This window comes from Pseudomonas sp. KBN10P06128, assembly GCF_037574945.1.
Lineage (GTDB): Bacteria > Pseudomonadota > Gammaproteobacteria > Pseudomonadales > Pseudomonadaceae > Pseudomonas > Pseudomonas aeruginosa.
The window spans coordinates 5,213,828-5,228,187 of the sequence record NZ_JBBELR010000001.1; the positions used below are offsets into that span (position 1 = coordinate 5,213,828).

At 66.6% G+C, this 14,360-nt stretch carries 14 protein-coding genes; 10 read left to right on the forward strand and 4 right to left on the reverse strand.

Features of this window, described 5'->3' with window-relative positions:
• Nucleotides 1–41: 41 nt before the first annotated feature.
• Complete coding sequence (gene rpsB, locus VQ065_RS24355; protein ID WP_003092394.1) at nucleotides 42–782, reverse strand: 30S ribosomal protein S2; 741 nt, start codon at nucleotides 780–782, stop codon at nucleotides 42–44.
• A 264-nt stretch (nucleotides 783–1,046) separates the two neighbouring features.
• On the opposite strand from rpsB, the gene map reads away from it, so the two are divergent.
• The 3 genes from map to dapC all read left to right on the forward strand — a co-directional run bounded on the left by map (nucleotide 1,047) and on the right by dapC (nucleotide 5,927).
• Nucleotides 1,047–1,832, forward strand: a complete 786-nt coding sequence (gene map, locus VQ065_RS24360) for a type I methionyl aminopeptidase (RefSeq protein WP_003092395.1) — start codon at nucleotides 1,047–1,049, stop codon at nucleotides 1,830–1,832.
• 166 nt (nucleotides 1,833–1,998) lie between these two features.
• Entirely contained in the window at nucleotides 1,999–4,701 is a 2,703-nt protein-coding gene (locus VQ065_RS24365; protein WP_003092400.1) for a [protein-PII] uridylyltransferase, read from the forward strand.
• A 17-nt stretch (nucleotides 4,702–4,718) separates the two neighbouring features.
• The gene (gene dapC, locus VQ065_RS24370; protein WP_003092403.1) at nucleotides 4,719–5,927 is read left to right on the forward strand and encodes a succinyldiaminopimelate transaminase; all 1,209 of its coding nucleotides are present in this window, start codon (nucleotides 4,719–4,721) and stop codon (nucleotides 5,925–5,927) included.
• 49 nt (nucleotides 5,928–5,976) lie between these two features.
• Here the strand turns inward: dapC and VQ065_RS24375 are convergent, their stop codons facing one another.
• Nucleotides 5,977–7,722 carry a Na+/H+ antiporter gene (locus VQ065_RS24375; protein ID WP_003119343.1) on the reverse strand — a complete coding sequence of 582 codons (1,746 nt, stop codon included), beginning with the start codon at nucleotides 7,720–7,722 and terminating at the stop codon, nucleotides 5,977–5,979.
• 237 nt (nucleotides 7,723–7,959) lie between these two features.
• On the opposite strand from VQ065_RS24375, the gene VQ065_RS24380 reads away from it, so the two are divergent.
• Together VQ065_RS24380 and VQ065_RS24385 are read left to right on the forward strand one after the other, a co-directional pair.
• On the forward strand, nucleotides 7,960–8,319 hold the full coding sequence (locus tag VQ065_RS24380) for a hypothetical protein (protein WP_003092416.1): 360 nt from the start codon (nucleotides 7,960–7,962) through the stop codon (nucleotides 8,317–8,319).
• Nucleotides 8,320–8,640: 321 nt separating this feature from the next.
• Complete coding sequence (locus tag VQ065_RS24385; RefSeq protein WP_003138008.1) at nucleotides 8,641–8,934, forward strand: hypothetical protein; 294 nt, start codon at nucleotides 8,641–8,643, stop codon at nucleotides 8,932–8,934.
• Nucleotides 8,935–8,948: 14 nt separating this feature from the next.
• On the opposite strand, the gene VQ065_RS24390 is transcribed toward VQ065_RS24385, so the two are convergent.
• Nucleotides 8,949–9,302: a YkgJ family cysteine cluster protein gene (locus VQ065_RS24390; protein ID WP_003092421.1), complete on the reverse strand. Its 354-nt coding sequence runs from the start codon at nucleotides 9,300–9,302 to the stop codon at nucleotides 8,949–8,951.
• 302 nt (nucleotides 9,303–9,604) lie between these two features.
• Between VQ065_RS24390 and VQ065_RS24395 the strand changes: the two genes are divergently transcribed.
• From VQ065_RS24395 to VQ065_RS24415, 5 genes are all read left to right on the forward strand, one after another.
• Nucleotides 9,605–9,952: an ArsC family reductase gene (locus tag VQ065_RS24395; protein ID WP_003092424.1), complete on the forward strand. Its 348-nt coding sequence runs from the start codon at nucleotides 9,605–9,607 to the stop codon at nucleotides 9,950–9,952.
• Between the two features lie 12 nt (nucleotides 9,953–9,964).
• Complete coding sequence (locus tag VQ065_RS24400) at nucleotides 9,965–10,588, forward strand: LysE family translocator (protein ID WP_003092427.1); 624 nt, start codon at nucleotides 9,965–9,967, stop codon at nucleotides 10,586–10,588.
• Between the two features lie 29 nt (nucleotides 10,589–10,617).
• Nucleotides 10,618–11,652 (forward strand): 2,3,4,5-tetrahydropyridine-2,6-dicarboxylate N-succinyltransferase, encoded by a 1,035-nt coding sequence (gene dapD / locus VQ065_RS24405; RefSeq protein ID WP_003092431.1) that lies wholly within the window; start codon nucleotides 10,618–10,620, stop codon nucleotides 11,650–11,652.
• Between the two features lie 94 nt (nucleotides 11,653–11,746).
• Nucleotides 11,747–12,952 (forward strand): cysteine desulfurase, encoded by a 1,206-nt coding sequence (locus tag VQ065_RS24410; protein WP_003092435.1) that lies wholly within the window; start codon nucleotides 11,747–11,749, stop codon nucleotides 12,950–12,952.
• Nucleotides 12,949–13,371: a SufE family protein gene (locus tag VQ065_RS24415; RefSeq protein ID WP_003092439.1), complete on the forward strand. Its 423-nt coding sequence runs from the start codon at nucleotides 12,949–12,951 to the stop codon at nucleotides 13,369–13,371. Before VQ065_RS24410 ends, VQ065_RS24415 begins: the two co-directional genes overlap by 4 nt.
• A 6-nt stretch (nucleotides 13,372–13,377) precedes the next feature.
• On the opposite strand, the gene VQ065_RS24420 is transcribed toward VQ065_RS24415, so the two are convergent.
• On the reverse strand, nucleotides 13,378–14,358 hold the full coding sequence (locus VQ065_RS24420) for a DUF4340 domain-containing protein (RefSeq protein WP_003092443.1): 981 nt from the start codon (nucleotides 14,356–14,358) through the stop codon (nucleotides 13,378–13,380).
• Nucleotides 14,359–14,360: the final 2 nt, after the last annotated feature.

The following is a 14,360-nucleotide window of genomic DNA, read 5'->3' on the forward strand; positions in this document are numbered from 1 at the left end:
CCCCCTTCCTGCGCACCGTCGGACGTCTGAACGTCCCGGAATCAGCCTTCGGCGGATTCGGCCGGCGCTTCCTCGACGAACTCGTCGGCGCTGGTGGCAGCGCCCTGCTTGCCGCGGATTACCGCTTCGGCCATCGAGTTCAGGTAGAGTTGCACGGCGCGGATGGCATCATCGTTACCGGGAATTACATAGTCGACGCCTTCCGGGCTGCTGTTGGTATCGACAACGCCGATGACCGGGATGCCCAGCTTGTTGGCTTCGGTGATGGCGATGCGCTCGTGGTCGACGTCGATCACGAACAGAGCGTCCGGCAGGCCGCCCATGTCCTTGATGCCGCCCAGGCTGCGCTCGAGCTTCTCGAGGTCACGGCTGCGCATCAGGGCTTCTTTCTTGGTCAGCTTGTCGAAGGTGCCGTCCTGGGACTGGGTTTCCAGGTCGCGCAGGCGCTTGATCGACTGACGGATGGTCTTGTAGTTGGTGAGCATGCCGCCCAGCCAGCGATGGTCGACGTACGGCATGCCGCAACGAGCGGCTTCCTCGCGAACGATCTTGCCGGCGGAACGCTTGGTGCCGACGAACAGGATCTTGTTCTTGCCAGCGGCCAGGCGCTCAACGAAGGTCAGGGCCTCGTTGAACATCGGCAGGGTCTTTTCGAGGTTGATGATATGGATCTTGTTGCGCGCGCCGAAAATGAACTTGCCCATTTTCGGGTTCCAGTAACGGGTCTGGTGGCCGAAGTGCACACCGGCCTTCAGCATATCGCGCATGTTGACTTGGGACATGATAGTTCCTCGATAAGTCGGGTTAGGCCTCCACGCATCCCAATGACCAACCCTTGCGGGCACCCAGGCCATCGTGTCGATGCATGTGTGGGTTTGTGCTCCGGAAAAGGCCGCAGCCTCGGAGCGGGGCGCTTTATACCATAACCGTGGACGCAGTGAAACCCGCCGCGGATGGCCGGGCGGGAGTAGATCGGTCGGTCAGGTCTGCTAGAATCGCGTATTCCTTATTATTCATGCGTGCTTGCACGCCCGAAGAGAATTCGCATGACCGTCACCATCAAGACGCCCGACGATATCGAGAAGATGCGCATCGCCGGCCGCCTGGCCGCCGAAGTGCTGGAAATGATCGGCGAACACATCAAGCCCGGCGTGACCACCGAGGAGCTGGATCGCATCTGCCACGACTATATCGTCAACGAGCAGAAGGCGATTCCCGCCCCGCTGAACTACAAGGGCTTTCCCAAGTCGATCTGCACCTCGATCAACCATGTGGTCTGCCATGGCATCCCCAACGAGAAGCCGCTGAAGGAAGGCGACATCCTCAACGTCGACATCACCGTCATCAAGGACGGCTACCACGGCGACACCAGCAAGATGTTCCTGGTCGGCAAGACCCCGGAATGGGCCGACCGCCTCTGCCAGATCACCCAGGAATGCATGTACAAGGGCATTTCCGTGGTGCGTCCGGGCGCGCACCTGGGCGATATCGGCGAAATCATCCAGAAGCACGCGGAAAAGAACGGCTTCTCGGTGGTCCGCGAATACTGCGGCCATGGCATCGGCAAGGTGTTCCACGAGGAGCCGCAGGTCCTCCACTACGGTCGTGCGGGTACCGGCATCGAGCTGAAGGAAGGCATGATCTTCACCATCGAGCCGATGATCAACCAGGGCCGCCCGGAGACCCGCCTGCTCGGCGACGGCTGGACCGCGATCACCAAGGACCGCAAGCTGTCCGCGCAATGGGAGCACACCGTGCTGGTCACCGCCGATGGCTACGAGATCCTCACCCTGCGCAACGACGAAACCTTCCCGCGCACCTCGGCCGCCTGATCCGGCCCGGCTTTTGCTGCCAGCCGTGCGCCTCGACGCCCCGCCCCATTCCGGCGGGGCCGACGCCCCGATTCGGCGCAGCGCGCGCACCAATACAGCGCAAAAACGCACCAGGACGGGGCGCTCGCGTATCGAACCCAACCGCTAGCAGATAAAGGAAGGCCGCATGCCGCAGGTGGATCCCGAATTGTTCGATCGCGGGCAGTTCCAGGCGGAACTGGCCTTGAAGTCCAGCCCGATCGCCGCCTTCAAGAAGGCCATCCGGCAATTCCGCGAAGTGCTCGACAACCGCTTCAACAGCGGCCGCGACATCCGCCGCCTGATCGAAGATCGCGCCTGGTGCGTCGACCAGATCCTGCAACAGGCCTGGCAGCGCTTCGACTGGGGAGACGACGCCGACATCGCCCTGGTCGCCGTGGGCGGCTACGGCCGCGGCGAACTCCACCCCTACTCCGACGTCGACCTGCTGATCCTCCTCGACAGCGAGGACCAGGAGAGCTTCCGCGAGCCGATCGAAGGCTTCCTCACCCTGCTCTGGGACATCGGCCTGGAAGTCGGCCAGAGCGTGCGCTCGGTGCAGCAGTGCGCGGAGGAAGCACGCGCCGACCTGACGGTGATCACCACCCTCATGGAATGCCGCACCATCTGCGGCCCTGACAGCCTGCGCCAGCGCATGCTACGAGTTACCGGCAGCGCGCACATGTGGCCGAGCAAGGAGTTCTTCCTGGCCAAACGCCACGAACAGCAGCGCCGCCACGCCAAGTACAACGACACCGAGTACAACCTCGAGCCCAACGTCAAGGGCTCCCCCGGCGGCCTGCGCGACATCCAGACCATCCTCTGGATGGCCCGCCGCCAGTTCGGCAGCCTCAACCTGCACGCCCTGGTGCGCGAAGGCTTCCTGGTGGAAAGCGAGTGCAGCATGCTGGCTTCCAGCCAGGAGTTCCTCTGGCGGGTCCGCTATGCCCTGCACATGCTCGCCGGGCGCGCCGAGGATCGCCTGCTGTTCGATCACCAGCGCAGCATCGCCCGTCTGTTCGGCTACGAAGACAACGACGTCAAGCTGGCGGTCGAACGCTTCATGCAGAAGTACTACCGGGTGGTGATGGCGATCTCCGAGCTGAACGACCTGATCATCCAGCACTTCGAGGAAGTCATCCTGCCCTGCGAGCAGCCGGTGCAGATCCAACCGCTGAACAGTCGCTTCCAGTTGCGCGACGGCTACATCGAGGTGACGCACCCGAACGTCTTCAAGCGCACCCCGTTCGCCCTCCTGGAAATCTTCGTGCTGATGGCCCAGCACCCGGAAATCAAGGGCGTGCGCGCCGACACCATTCGCCTGCTGCGCGACAGCCGACACCTGATCGACGACGAGTTCCGCCACGACATCCGCAACACCAGCCTGTTCATCGAGCTGTTCAAGAGCAGCCAGGGTATCCACCGCAACCTGCGGCGGATGAACCGCTACGGCATCCTCGGTCGCTACCTGCCGGAGTTCGGCCATATCATCGGGCAGATGCAGCACGACCTGTTCCATATCTATACGGTGGACGCCCACACCCTCAACCTGATCAAGCACCTGCGCAAGCTGAATCGGCCGGAGATGGCCGAGAAATATCCGCTGGCGAGCAAGATCATCGATCGTCTGCCCAAGCCGGAACTGATCTACATCGCCGGTCTCTACCACGACATCGCCAAGGGCCGTGGCGGCGACCACTCGGAACTCGGCGCGGTGGACGCCGAGGCCTTCTGCCAGAGCCACCAGTTGCCGCCCTGGGACACCCAACTGGTGTCCTGGCTGGTGCAGAACCACCTGGTGATGTCGACCACCGCGCAACGCAAGGACCTCTCCGACCCGCAGGTGATCTTCGATTTCGCCCAACTGGTCGGCGACCAGACCCACCTCGACTACCTGTACGTGCTCACCGTGGCCGACATCAACGCCACCAACCCGACGCTCTGGAACTCCTGGCGCGCCAGCCTGCTCCGGCAGCTCTACACCGAGACCAAGCGCGCCCTGCGCCGCGGCCTGGAGAACCCGGTGGACCGCGAGGAGCAGATCCGCCAGACGCAGACCGCGGCCCTCGACCAACTGGTACGCAACGGCATCGACCAGGACGATGCCGAGCAGTTATGGAGCCAGCTCGGCGACGACTACTTCCTGCGCCACACCGCCGGCGACGTGGCCTGGCACACCGAGGCGATCCTCCAGCACCCGGACGACGGCACGCCGCTGGTGCTGATAAAGGAAACCACCCAGCGCGAGTTCGAGAGCGGTTCGCAGATCTTCATCTACGCCGCCGACCAGCACGATTTCTTCGCGGTCACCGTGGCCGCCATGGACCAGCTCAACCTGAGCATCCAGGACGCGCGGATCATCACCTCCACCAGCCAGTTCACCCTCGATACCTATATCGTGCTCGACGCCGACGGCGACTCCATCGGCAACAACCCGGAGCGCATCGCCGAGATCCGCGAGGGGCTTATCGACGCATTGAAGAACCCCGACGACTACCCAACCATCATCCAGCGCCGGGTGCCGCGCCAGCTCAAGCACTTCGCCTTCGCCCCGCAGGTGACCATCTCCACCGACGCGCTGCGCCAGGTCTCGGTGCTCGAAGTCATCGCCCCCGACCGCCCCGGCCTGCTGGCGCGGATCGGCGGCATCTTCCTAGATTTCGACCTGTCGGTGCAGAACGCCAAGATCGCCACCCTCGGCGAGCGCGTGGAGGACGTCTTCTACATCACCGATGCGCGCAACCAGCCGCTCGCCGACCCCGACCTGTGCAAACGCCTGCAGGCCGCCCTGGTCGAGCAGCTGTCACAAGACAACGGACGGGACACCCTGCCTACCCGGATAAACTTCTGAGAAGCCTTGCCAACGCCATGAATACCGCACTCGACAACCTGCAGCCCTACCCCTTCGAGAAGCTCCGCGCCCTGCTCGGCGGCGCCCGGCCGCCCGCGACGCTGAAGCCGATCGCACTGTCCATCGGCGAGCCCAAGCACCGCTCGCCGAGCTTCGTCGCCGAAACCCTGGCGGAGAACCTGGACCAGCTCGCGGTCTACCCGACCACCCTCGGCCTGCCGGCCCTGCGCGAAGCCATCGCGCGCTGGTGCGAGCGGCGCTTCTCGGTACCGGCCGGCTGGCTGGATGCGGCGCGCCACGTACTGCCGGTGAACGGTACCCGCGAGGCGCTGTTCGCCTTCACCCAGACCGTGGTCCGCCGCAGCGAGCCCGGCGAGGCGCCTGGCCTGGTGGTCAGCCCGAACCCGTTCTACCAGATCTACGAAGGCGCGGCGCTGCTCGCCGGAGCCGTGCCGCACTACCTGCCCTGCCGCGAGGAAAACGGCTTCAACCCCGATTTCGACGCGGTCGACGAGGCGACCTGGCAGCGCTGCCAGATTCTCTTCCTCTGCTCGCCAGGCAACCCCACCGGGGCCCTGGTACCGCTGGAGACCCTGAAGAAGCTGATCGCCCTGGCCGACCGCTACGACTTCGTGATCGCCGCCGACGAGTGCTACAGCGAACTCTACTTCGACGAAAACGCCCCGCCGCCCGGCCTGCTCAACGCTTGCGCCGAGCTGGGCCGCACGGACTTCAGCCGCTGCGTGGTGTTCCACAGCCTGTCCAAGCGCTCCAACCTGCCCGGCCTGCGCTCGGGCTTCGTCGCCGGCGACGCGGAGATCCTGAAGAAATTCCTCCTCTACCGCACCTACCACGGCTGCGCCATGCCGGTGCAGACCCAGTTGGCGAGCATCGCCGCCTGGAACGACGAGGTCCATGTGCGCGCCAACCGCAGCCTCTACCGCGAGAAATTCGACGCCGTGCTGGCGATCCTCGACGGCGTGCTCGACGTACAGCGCCCGGACGGCAGTTTCTACCTGTGGGCACGCACCCCGGTGGACGACACCGTATTCACCCGCGAACTTTTCGAGCAGCAGCACGTGACGGTGGTGCCGGGTTCCTACCTGTCGCGCGAGGTGGACGGCGAGAACCCCGGCGCCAACCGCGTGCGCATGGCCCTGGTGGCACCACTGGCCGAGTGCGTCGAAGCCGCCGAGCGCATCCGCGACTACCTGCGGGCGCGCTGAAGCCTGCGCGGAGAAACGAAAAGGGATCGCCGCGGCGATCCCTTTTCGTTCACACCCAGCGGGCGAAGCGATTGGTCAGCCAGCTTTCCTGCTGGTCCAGCTCGCGCAGGATATCGCCCAGTGTCTCGTCGTCGATCTCGTTGTTACGCCGCTGCCGGTACAGTTCCAGGCGCTGCGCGCGCAACGCCTTCAGGCGCAAGGCCTTGTCGGCGATCTCCAGGGCCTGGGCCTGGTCGCGGGCCTCATCGGTGGTCGGTGCGGTATCCAGCGACTGGCGGTATTCAGCCATGATCTGCGCACGCGCCTCGGCGACCCGCGAAGTATTCGCCGCATCGTTGCCTTCCACCTGCGGCAGTTCCTCGCTCTCCAGGGCCCGGATCGCCGCCTCCGCGGTCTTGCGCCAGGCCTCGCGCCGCTCGCGCTCGTGGGCGCCATTGTTGCTCGCCGGCAGCCCGCGCAGCAGCAGCGGCAGGCCGATGGTCGCGCCGATCAGGGAAATCAGGATCACGCTGGTGGCGATGAAGATGATCAGGTCGCGCTGCGGGAAGGCGCTGCCATCCATCAGGCTCATCGGTACCGACAGCACCGCCGCCAGGGTCACCGCACCACGCACGCCGCTCAATGCACTGAGGGCGGAGAGACGGCGCAGGGAGATGCCGCTCAGCCCGGGCGGGCTCTTGCCGCGCCAGCGGTCGATGCGCAGCGACAACTTCCAGTAGCCATAGACCCAGCCGTAGCGGATCAGCATCAGCACGGCGGTGATCGCCGCCACGTAGGCCAGCAGCAGCGAGGAACGCCAGAGCAGGTCGCCGTGGTGGTTGGCCACCGACTTCATGATGTCCGGCAACTGCAGGCCGAGCAGCAGGAACACCACGCCGTTGAAGGCGAACTCCAGCATCGACCAGACGCTGCGGTTGAGCAGGCGCGTGGAAGTCTGCCGCGGCAGCAGGTCGACCCAGCTCTGCATCATGCCGGCCGCCACCGCCGAGAGAATCCCGGAGACGCCCAGGTGTTCCGCCACCATGTAGGAGGCGAACGGCAGCAACAGCATCAGTACCACGTGGGTCGCCGGGTCGTCCCAGCCACGGGAGATCATCCAGGCGCGGATGCGGCCCAGCGACCAGCTGAGGAACACCCCGATGGCCAGGCCGCCGACCGCGACCAGGAGGAAGTTGAGGCTGGCGTCCACCAGCGAGAACACGCCGGTCATCGCCGCGGCGATGGCGAACTTGAATGCCACCAGGCCAGAGGCATCGTTCATCAGCGCCTCGCCCTCCAGCAGGTGCATCAGGCGCTTGGGCAGCCGCCCCTGGGTGATCGCCGAGACCGCCAGGGCGTCCGTGGGCGACAGCACGGCGGCGAGGGCGAAGGAAGCCGCCAGGGGAATTTCCGGGATCAGCAGATGGATGAAATAGCCGGCGCCGACCACGGTGAAGAACACCAGGCCGAACGCCATCATCAGGATCGGCCAGCGCATCCGCCAGACTTCCCGCTTGGGAATACGCCAGCCATCGACGAACAGCAGCGGCGGAATGAACAGGAAGAGGAACAGCTCCGGGTCGAGGGCAATGTGCAGCCCGAGGGAGGGCAAGGCCAGCAGGGCCCCGGCGGCGATCTGGATCAGTGGTAGCGGCAAGGGCAGCAACTGGGCAGCCAGGCGGGTGGCGCCGACGACCAGCAGCAGGGTCAGAACGGTGTACACGGTTTGCATGAGGGCGGGGATCTCCGGCTTCGTCCCTGGACGATGCGACTGCGTCGATTGCACCATCGCGATCGGTAGGCAGCTATCCGACATTCGCACAATCCGTACGGTCTTTCCTAGCCCCGCCGCTCTACCCCGCGCGTCCGCCCCCTCCGCGGCGACGACCGGGGCGCCCGGCCAAGGTTCCCGCACTAGTACATCCGAGCTATTTCATTGCGGCGCGAGACGCTCCTACACTCCCCTTCAGTCCAGGCCCGCCGTAGCGTCGGCCAGGACGACGCCCCGAAGGAGTACGGGGTGCAGCGCCCACTCAGACAAAGGAATGCCGCCATGACAAGCAAGGGACTTACTTCCGCACTGCTGCTCGCCTCGATGTTCGCCGCCACCTCCGGCTGCCTCCAGCAGAACGCACTGACCCAGGGCTACCGCACCACCCAGCCCGGGCAACCCGGCCAGGCCCAGGTAGCCTCCGCCAACACCCCTTGCACCCCCAGCGCCACCAATGACCTGATCGCTACCGGTCGCAGCCTGCTGGACATCACCACCAACCTGATCAAGACCCGCAACCAGATGAGCGACGGCGGCAGCATCATGCGCGACGTCGACGACGTGCAGAAGGTCGGCAAGGGCCATGCCGTGCTGGACAGCGTCGAGAGCATGACCGGCGGTCCGCAGCAGCCCTGCGGCTAAGCGCACCACGACGATTCATCCCGGACAGCGAGCCCCCGCACGCTGTTCTCCCCCTGAGCCTCGCCTACCCGGCGGGGCTTTTTTTGTCCTGCGCCAAACAGCCGCCGCCCCGCATCAAGGAACTCGCCCATCACCCGGCCATGCAGACCAGGCCGCTTCGAGTCCCGTTCGTCACCTGTGCAAGGCGTCTGGAACGCGGCTATTGTCCGACGATCGAAGTGATGGCAATGTAGAATTACACCTTTGGATGTAGTCGTTTCGGGTAGGTCGCGAGATGGAACGAGCTTTTTCCCCTACCGCGGAATCGCGGAGCAGCGGCCCATGAGGCGCGCCGAGATGCTGTTGCTGAAGAGCCTGGCGGAAACACTGATGGCCGACCGGGACAACCGCCACGACGACTTGCAGGCGACCATGCGGCTGGCGCACCTGAGTTCGCCGGAGATGATCCTGTACATGGTCAACCGGGTGCTCGAGCTCGAAGAGAGCATCGAGCGGATCGCCGCGGTTCTCCAGAAACTCTCTGCGGACGAGCCGATGCCCCTAGAGGAAACGCCGCCCGAACCAGCCTTCGAACCGTCCCTGCAGTCCCGCGCCACCGAGACCGCGGAAACCTAGCGGCTGGCAGGCCGCTACACCAGCACCTGGCGAGTGCTGGCGATCAGCGCATGGACCTGTCGCTCCACCTGCTCCGCCACCGGCACTTCGGGCCCCCGCCCCTCCGGGCAGGGCAGGTTCGGCGTGGTGCCGAACAGCCGGCAGATCAGCGGACGTTCCTCATAGGCCTCGCAGCCGTTCGGTCCGAGATGGACGCAGTTCCACTCGGCCAGGGCGGCGTCGTGTTCGGCCTCGCTCTTCAGCGGCAGGCGGGCCATCTCTTCCGACGAGGCGGTAACCGGCCCGCAGCAATCGTGGCAGCCGGGCTTGCAGGCGAAGCCCGGTATCTGCAGGCGTAATTGGTCTATCTGGCGACCGATGCAACTCATGGGAAATCTCCTCGGCGGGGGAAGGATTGTACAGCGCGGACCGGAGCATTCCGAAAGTACCGGTAAGGATGCTCTCCAGCGAGCCGAATCGACCTGTTCAACCTGCGCTCTCTCCGTTCCCGGCCAGGGAAACAGCCCGGCTCCCTGTCCGCCCGCCCGTCCACGGCTATCTGCCGTCACGCCGCTCCCGAGCGCGGTAGCCCCGAGACCGCACAGGGGCGGAACGACGTGGCATAATCCGGCGATCACCTTTCGGCGACCTATCGGCAGGGCCCGGGAAGACCCGGGCCTCGGGAGAAGCAATGACCTACGTTCTCTACGGCATCAAAGCCTGCGACACCATGAAGAAGGCTCGGACCTGGCTCGACGAGCACAAGGTCGCCTACGACTTCCACGACTACAAGGCCGTCGGCATCGACCGCGAACACCTGCAGCGCTGGTGCGCGGAGCACGGCTGGCAGACCGTCCTCAACCGCGCCGGCACTACCTTCCGCAAGCTCGACGAAGCGCAGAAGGCCGATCTCGACGAAGCCAAGGCGATCGAGCTGATGCTGGCCCAGCCGTCGATGATCAAGCGCCCGGTGCTGGAACTGGGCAGCAGGACGCTGGTCGGCTTCAAGCCCGACGCCTACGCCGCCGCGCTGGCCTGAACGGGAGGCCGCATGAGCATCGCCTGGGCCCTGTTCGTACCCGCCTGCTTCGCCCTCAACCTGGCGCCGGGGCCGAACAACCTGCTGTCGCTGAACAACGCCGCGCGGCACGGTTTCGCCACCGCCTCGCTGGCCGGCGGCGGGCGCCTGCTGGCATTCGCCGGCATGCTCGCCCTGGCCGCCTCCGGGCTGGCGCTGGTGCTGCACACCTCGGCCTGGCTGTTCCTGGCGATCAAGCTGCTCGGCGCTGCCTACCTGTTGTGGCTTGCGCTGCAATTGTGGCGGGCCGATGCGCAGCCACTGGCGAACGAAGCCAGCCCGGCGCGTCCCAGCCTCTGGCGCCTGGGGCGCCAGGAGTTCCTGGTGGCGGCGGGCAACCCGAAAGCGATCCTGATCTTCACCGCCTTCCTGCCGCAGTTCGTCGATCCCGGCCAACCGCTGGGCGCCCAGTTCGCCCAGCTCGGCGCGGCATTCCTGCTGCTCGAATGGCTGGCCATCGCCCTTTATTCCTATGCCGGGCTCCACCTCGGCCGGCTGCTCGCCGGCCAGCGGGCCCGGCGTCTGTTCAACCGCGGTTGCGCCGCGCTGCTCGGCAGCGCGGGACTGGGCCTGCTGCTCAGCCGCCGTCCGGCCTGACCGTTCCACTCCGTTTCGAGGAAACCCACATGTCGCAATCCCTGTTCAGCCTGGCCTTCGGCGTCGGCACCCAGAACCGCCAGGAAGCCTGGCTGGAAGTGTTCTACGCGCTGCCGCTGCTCAAGCCTTCGAGCGAAATCGTCGCCGCCGTCGCACCGATCCTTGGCTACGCAGCCGGCAACCAGGCGCTGACCTTCACTTCGCAGCAGGCCTACCAGCTGGCCGACGCCCTGAAGGGTATCGACGCCGCTCAGTCGGCCCTGCTCTCGCGCCTGGCGGAAAGCCAGAAGCCGCTGGTCGCCACCCTGTTGGCGGAAGACGCCGCGCCGTCCTCCACCCCGGAGGCCTACCTCAAGCTGCACCTGCTCTCCCACCGCCTGGTCAAACCGCACGCTGTGAACCTGAGCGGCATCTTCCCGCTCCTGCCGAACGTGGCCTGGACCAACATCGGCGCGGTGGACCTGGCCGAACTGGCCGAACTGCAACTGGAAGCGCGACTGAAGGGCAAGCTGCTGGAAGTCTTCTCCGTCGACAAGTTCCCGAAGATGACCGACTACGTGGTCCCGGCCGGCGTACGCATCGCCGACACCGCCCGCGTGCGCCTGGGCGCCTACATCGGTGAAGGCACCACGGTGATGCACGAAGGTTTCGTCAACTTCAACGCCGGCACCGAAGGCCCGGGCATGATCGAAGGCCGCGTATCCGCCGGCGTGTTCGTCGGCAAGGGGTCGGACCTGGGCGGCGGCTGCTCGACCATGGGCACCCTTTCCGGTGGCGGCAACATCGTCATCAGCGTCGGCGAAGGCTGCCTGATCGGCGCCAACGCCGGCATCGGCATCCCGCTGGGCGATCGCAACATCGTCGAGGCCGGCCTGTACATCACCGCCGGCACCAAGGTCGCCCTGCTCGACGAGCAGAACGCTCTGGTGAAAGTGGTCAAGGCCCGCGACCTGGCCGGTCAGCCCGACCTGCTGTTCCGCCGCAACTCGCAGAACGGTGCGGTGGAGTGCAAGACCAACAAGACCGCCATCGAGCTGAACGAAGCGCTGCACGCGCACAACTGAGCCCAGCTCGCCTCCCCGCTCGCCCGACGGCGCTCGCCAGCGCCGCCGGGTGCGCTACCCTTTCCCCTGTAACCGTCCTCGCACAGTGTCCGCCATGTCCCTGCCGTCTCCCTGGCGCGCCGACTTTCCGGCCTTTTCCGCCTTCGCCGCGGAAGGCCTGACCTACCTCGACAGCGCCGCCACCACCCAGAAGCCACAGGCCGTACTCGACGCCCTGAACGGCTACTACCTTGGCGGCGCCGCCAACGTCCACCGCGCCCAACATGTCCCCGGCGAGCGCGCCACCCGGGCCTTCGAAGCCGCGCGCAGCCGCGTCGCCCACTGGCTGCACGCCGGCAGCCCGGCCGAGGTGCTGTTCACCCGCGGCACCACAGAGGCGATCAACCTGGTGGCCTATGGCCTGGAGCGGCATTTCCGTCCTGGCGACGAACTGCTGGTCAGCGCCCTGGAACACCATGCCAACCTGCTTCCCTGGCAGCAGTTGGCCCTGCGCCGCGGCCTGGTCCTGCGCGTGTTGCCGCTGGACGAGCGCGGGGTGATCGACCTGGAGCAGGCCCGCCATATCATCGGCGAGCGTACCCGCCTGCTGGCGATCAGCCAGTTGTCCAACGTTCTCGGCACCTGGCAACCAGTGGTGGAGTTGATCCAGCTGGCCCGCGAGCGCGGTGCCTGGACCCTGGTGGACGGCGCCCAGGGCAGCGTCCACGGACGCCACGACCTGCCGGGCCTGGGCTGCGACTTCTACGCATTCTCCGGCCACAAGCTCTACGGCCCCGACGGCATCGGCGTGCTCTGGGGTTGCCCACAGGCCCTGGAGCAACTGGCGCACTGGCAGTTCGGCGGCGAGATGGTACGCCACACCGGCTTCCACGAAGCCAGCTTCCATGCCGCTCCGCTCGGCTTCGAGGCGGGCACCCCGGCGGTTTCCGCGGCGATCGGCCTGGGCGCGACCATCGACTGGCTGGCCACCCTGGACGAAGCCGAAGTCGCCGCCCACGAAGGCGCCCTCCACGCCCGCCTGCTCGCCGGCCTGCTGGCGCGCGACGGCGTCAGCCTGCTCGGCGAACCGCAGGCGGCGCTGGCCAGCTTCTGCGTCGACGGCGTGCACGTCGCCGATCTCGCCCACCTGCTCGGCGAACAGGGCATCGCGGTGCGCGCCGGCCACCATTGCGCGATGCCGCTGCTGCAACGCCTCGAGGTACCCGGCGCCCTGCGTGTCTCGCTGGGCTTGTACAACGATGCCGACGACCTGGAGCGCTTCTTCCTGGCTCTCGACCGCTCACTGGAGTTGCTGCGATGAACCCGGTTCTCCCCGAACAGGCCCAGGAGGCACTGGACGCCTTCGGTCACACCGCCAGTTGGGAACAGCGTGCGCGTCTGCTGCTGCAATGGGGCGAGCGCCTGGCGCCGCTCGCGGAACACGAACGCCAGGAAGAGCATCGCGTGCACGGTTGCGAAAGCCTGGTCTGGCTGCTCGGCGAGCAGCGCGACGGCCACTGGCGCTTCCGTGCCGACAGCGACGCGCGCCTGATCCGCGGCCTGCTGGCGGTGCTGCTGGCACGGGTCGACGGCATCGAGACCCGCGAACTGGCGCGCCTGGACCTCAACGACTGGTTCACCTGCCTGGGTCTTTCCCGCCAACTGTCGCCCTCGCGCAGCAACGGCCTGAACGCCGTGCTGCAACGCATGCGCGAACTGGCCGGCCAGACCGCCGGCTGAGCCCGCTCAGCGCGCCAGCAGCTCCGGCAGGTGCCGGGCCAGGGCGCGGTAGCGGTCCTCTTCGATCCGATAGGCCCAGTCAGGATGGGCGGCGACCTCGCCCTCGGCGAAGCCCTCGACGCTCTTCGGCAACAACCAGTATTGCTCGCCCTGGCGCCGAATCTCGCCATCCAGGCGCGCGCCGGAAAACGTCCGCAGGCTGAACGCCAGGAGCAATGGCGCCTGCCTGAATCCCACCTGCGCCAGCGGCGCTACATCGGCGAAACGCAGGTCGGCGAACAGCGTCGCCGCGCCGTTGGCCGCTGCCTCATAGGCCAGCTTGCGCCCTGTGGGCAATTGCCGAACCTGCAGGTTCGGCTGCCCGGCGTCGTCGCGATAGAGATCCAGGCGTTCGCCCTTCGGATAGCGCAGTTGCAGTTCGCGCACCCGGGCGAAGGGCAGCGTGGCGATCCGCCGGTCGAGCCACTCCAGCTCGTTGTTCGGCAACGGCAGCCGCTTGTCGATCAGCCAGGCCTGCGGGTCGCCCAATCGTCGTACGAAGCTACCGCCATGCTGCGCATCCTTGCCCACCAGCAGCACCAGAGGCTCGCCGGACTGCCAATGCAGGCTCAGGCGTAGCGCCTGCCCCTCGCCACGCTCCGCCAGGCCAAGCAGCGCGTGGTTCTTCGGGTTGGCGCTCTTCGCCTCGACCTTGCGCGCCTCTGCCAACGCCTCGAGCAGCGCCGACAAGCGTAGCCGGTCGGCCGGATAGTCGGCCTTGGCCGGCAGGACCCACGCGCCCGCACGCCGCTCGACCCGGATATCCGGCGAACCGTCGGCAAACTGCATGTGCAGACCACTCAGCGTCGCGCTGTCCAGTTCCGGCAGCCAGCGCTCTGCCGCCGGCAAGGCAGGTACCTCGGCTGCGCGCTCGCGCTGCAGCCAGGCGAAGGTTCCGGCCAGCGCCGCCACCAGCGCCAGCAGGACGATCAGCGTATTGCGCCGCATGC

Excerpts from the sequence above, each read along its gene's own strand:
- VQ065_RS24400 (WP_003092427.1), top strand. The coding sequence starts at position 9,965 with ATGAGCATCGCCTGGGCCCTGTTCGTACCCGCCTGCTTCGCCCTCAAC.
- VQ065_RS24365 (WP_003092400.1), top strand. The coding sequence starts at position 1,999 with ATGCCGCAGGTGGATCCCGAATTGTTCGATCGCGGGCAGTTCCAGGCG.
- map (WP_003092395.1), top strand. The coding sequence starts at position 1,047 with ATGACCGTCACCATCAAGACGCCCGACGATATCGAGAAGATGCGCATC.
- VQ065_RS24415 (WP_003092439.1), top strand. The coding sequence starts at position 12,949 with ATGAACCCGGTTCTCCCCGAACAGGCCCAGGAGGCACTGGACGCCTTC.
- dapD (WP_003092431.1), top strand. The coding sequence starts at position 10,618 with ATGTCGCAATCCCTGTTCAGCCTGGCCTTCGGCGTCGGCACCCAGAAC.
- VQ065_RS24375 (WP_003119343.1), bottom strand. The coding sequence starts at position 7,722 with ATGTCGGATAGCTGCCTACCGATCGCGATGGTGCAATCGACGCAGTCG.
- VQ065_RS24410 (WP_003092435.1), top strand. The coding sequence starts at position 11,747 with ATGTCCCTGCCGTCTCCCTGGCGCGCCGACTTTCCGGCCTTTTCCGCC.
- VQ065_RS24420 (WP_003092443.1), bottom strand. The coding sequence starts at position 14,358 with ATGCGGCGCAATACGCTGATCGTCCTGCTGGCGCTGGTGGCGGCGCTG.
- rpsB (WP_003092394.1), bottom strand. The coding sequence starts at position 782 with ATGTCCCAAGTCAACATGCGCGATATGCTGAAGGCCGGTGTGCACTTC.
- VQ065_RS24395 (WP_003092424.1), top strand. The coding sequence starts at position 9,605 with ATGACCTACGTTCTCTACGGCATCAAAGCCTGCGACACCATGAAGAAG.
- VQ065_RS24390 (WP_003092421.1), bottom strand. The coding sequence starts at position 9,302 with ATGAGTTGCATCGGTCGCCAGATAGACCAATTACGCCTGCAGATACCG.
- dapC (WP_003092403.1), top strand. The coding sequence starts at position 4,719 with ATGAATACCGCACTCGACAACCTGCAGCCCTACCCCTTCGAGAAGCTC.
- VQ065_RS24385 (WP_003138008.1), top strand. The coding sequence starts at position 8,641 with ATGAGGCGCGCCGAGATGCTGTTGCTGAAGAGCCTGGCGGAAACACTG.
- VQ065_RS24380 (WP_003092416.1), top strand. The coding sequence starts at position 7,960 with ATGACAAGCAAGGGACTTACTTCCGCACTGCTGCTCGCCTCGATGTTC.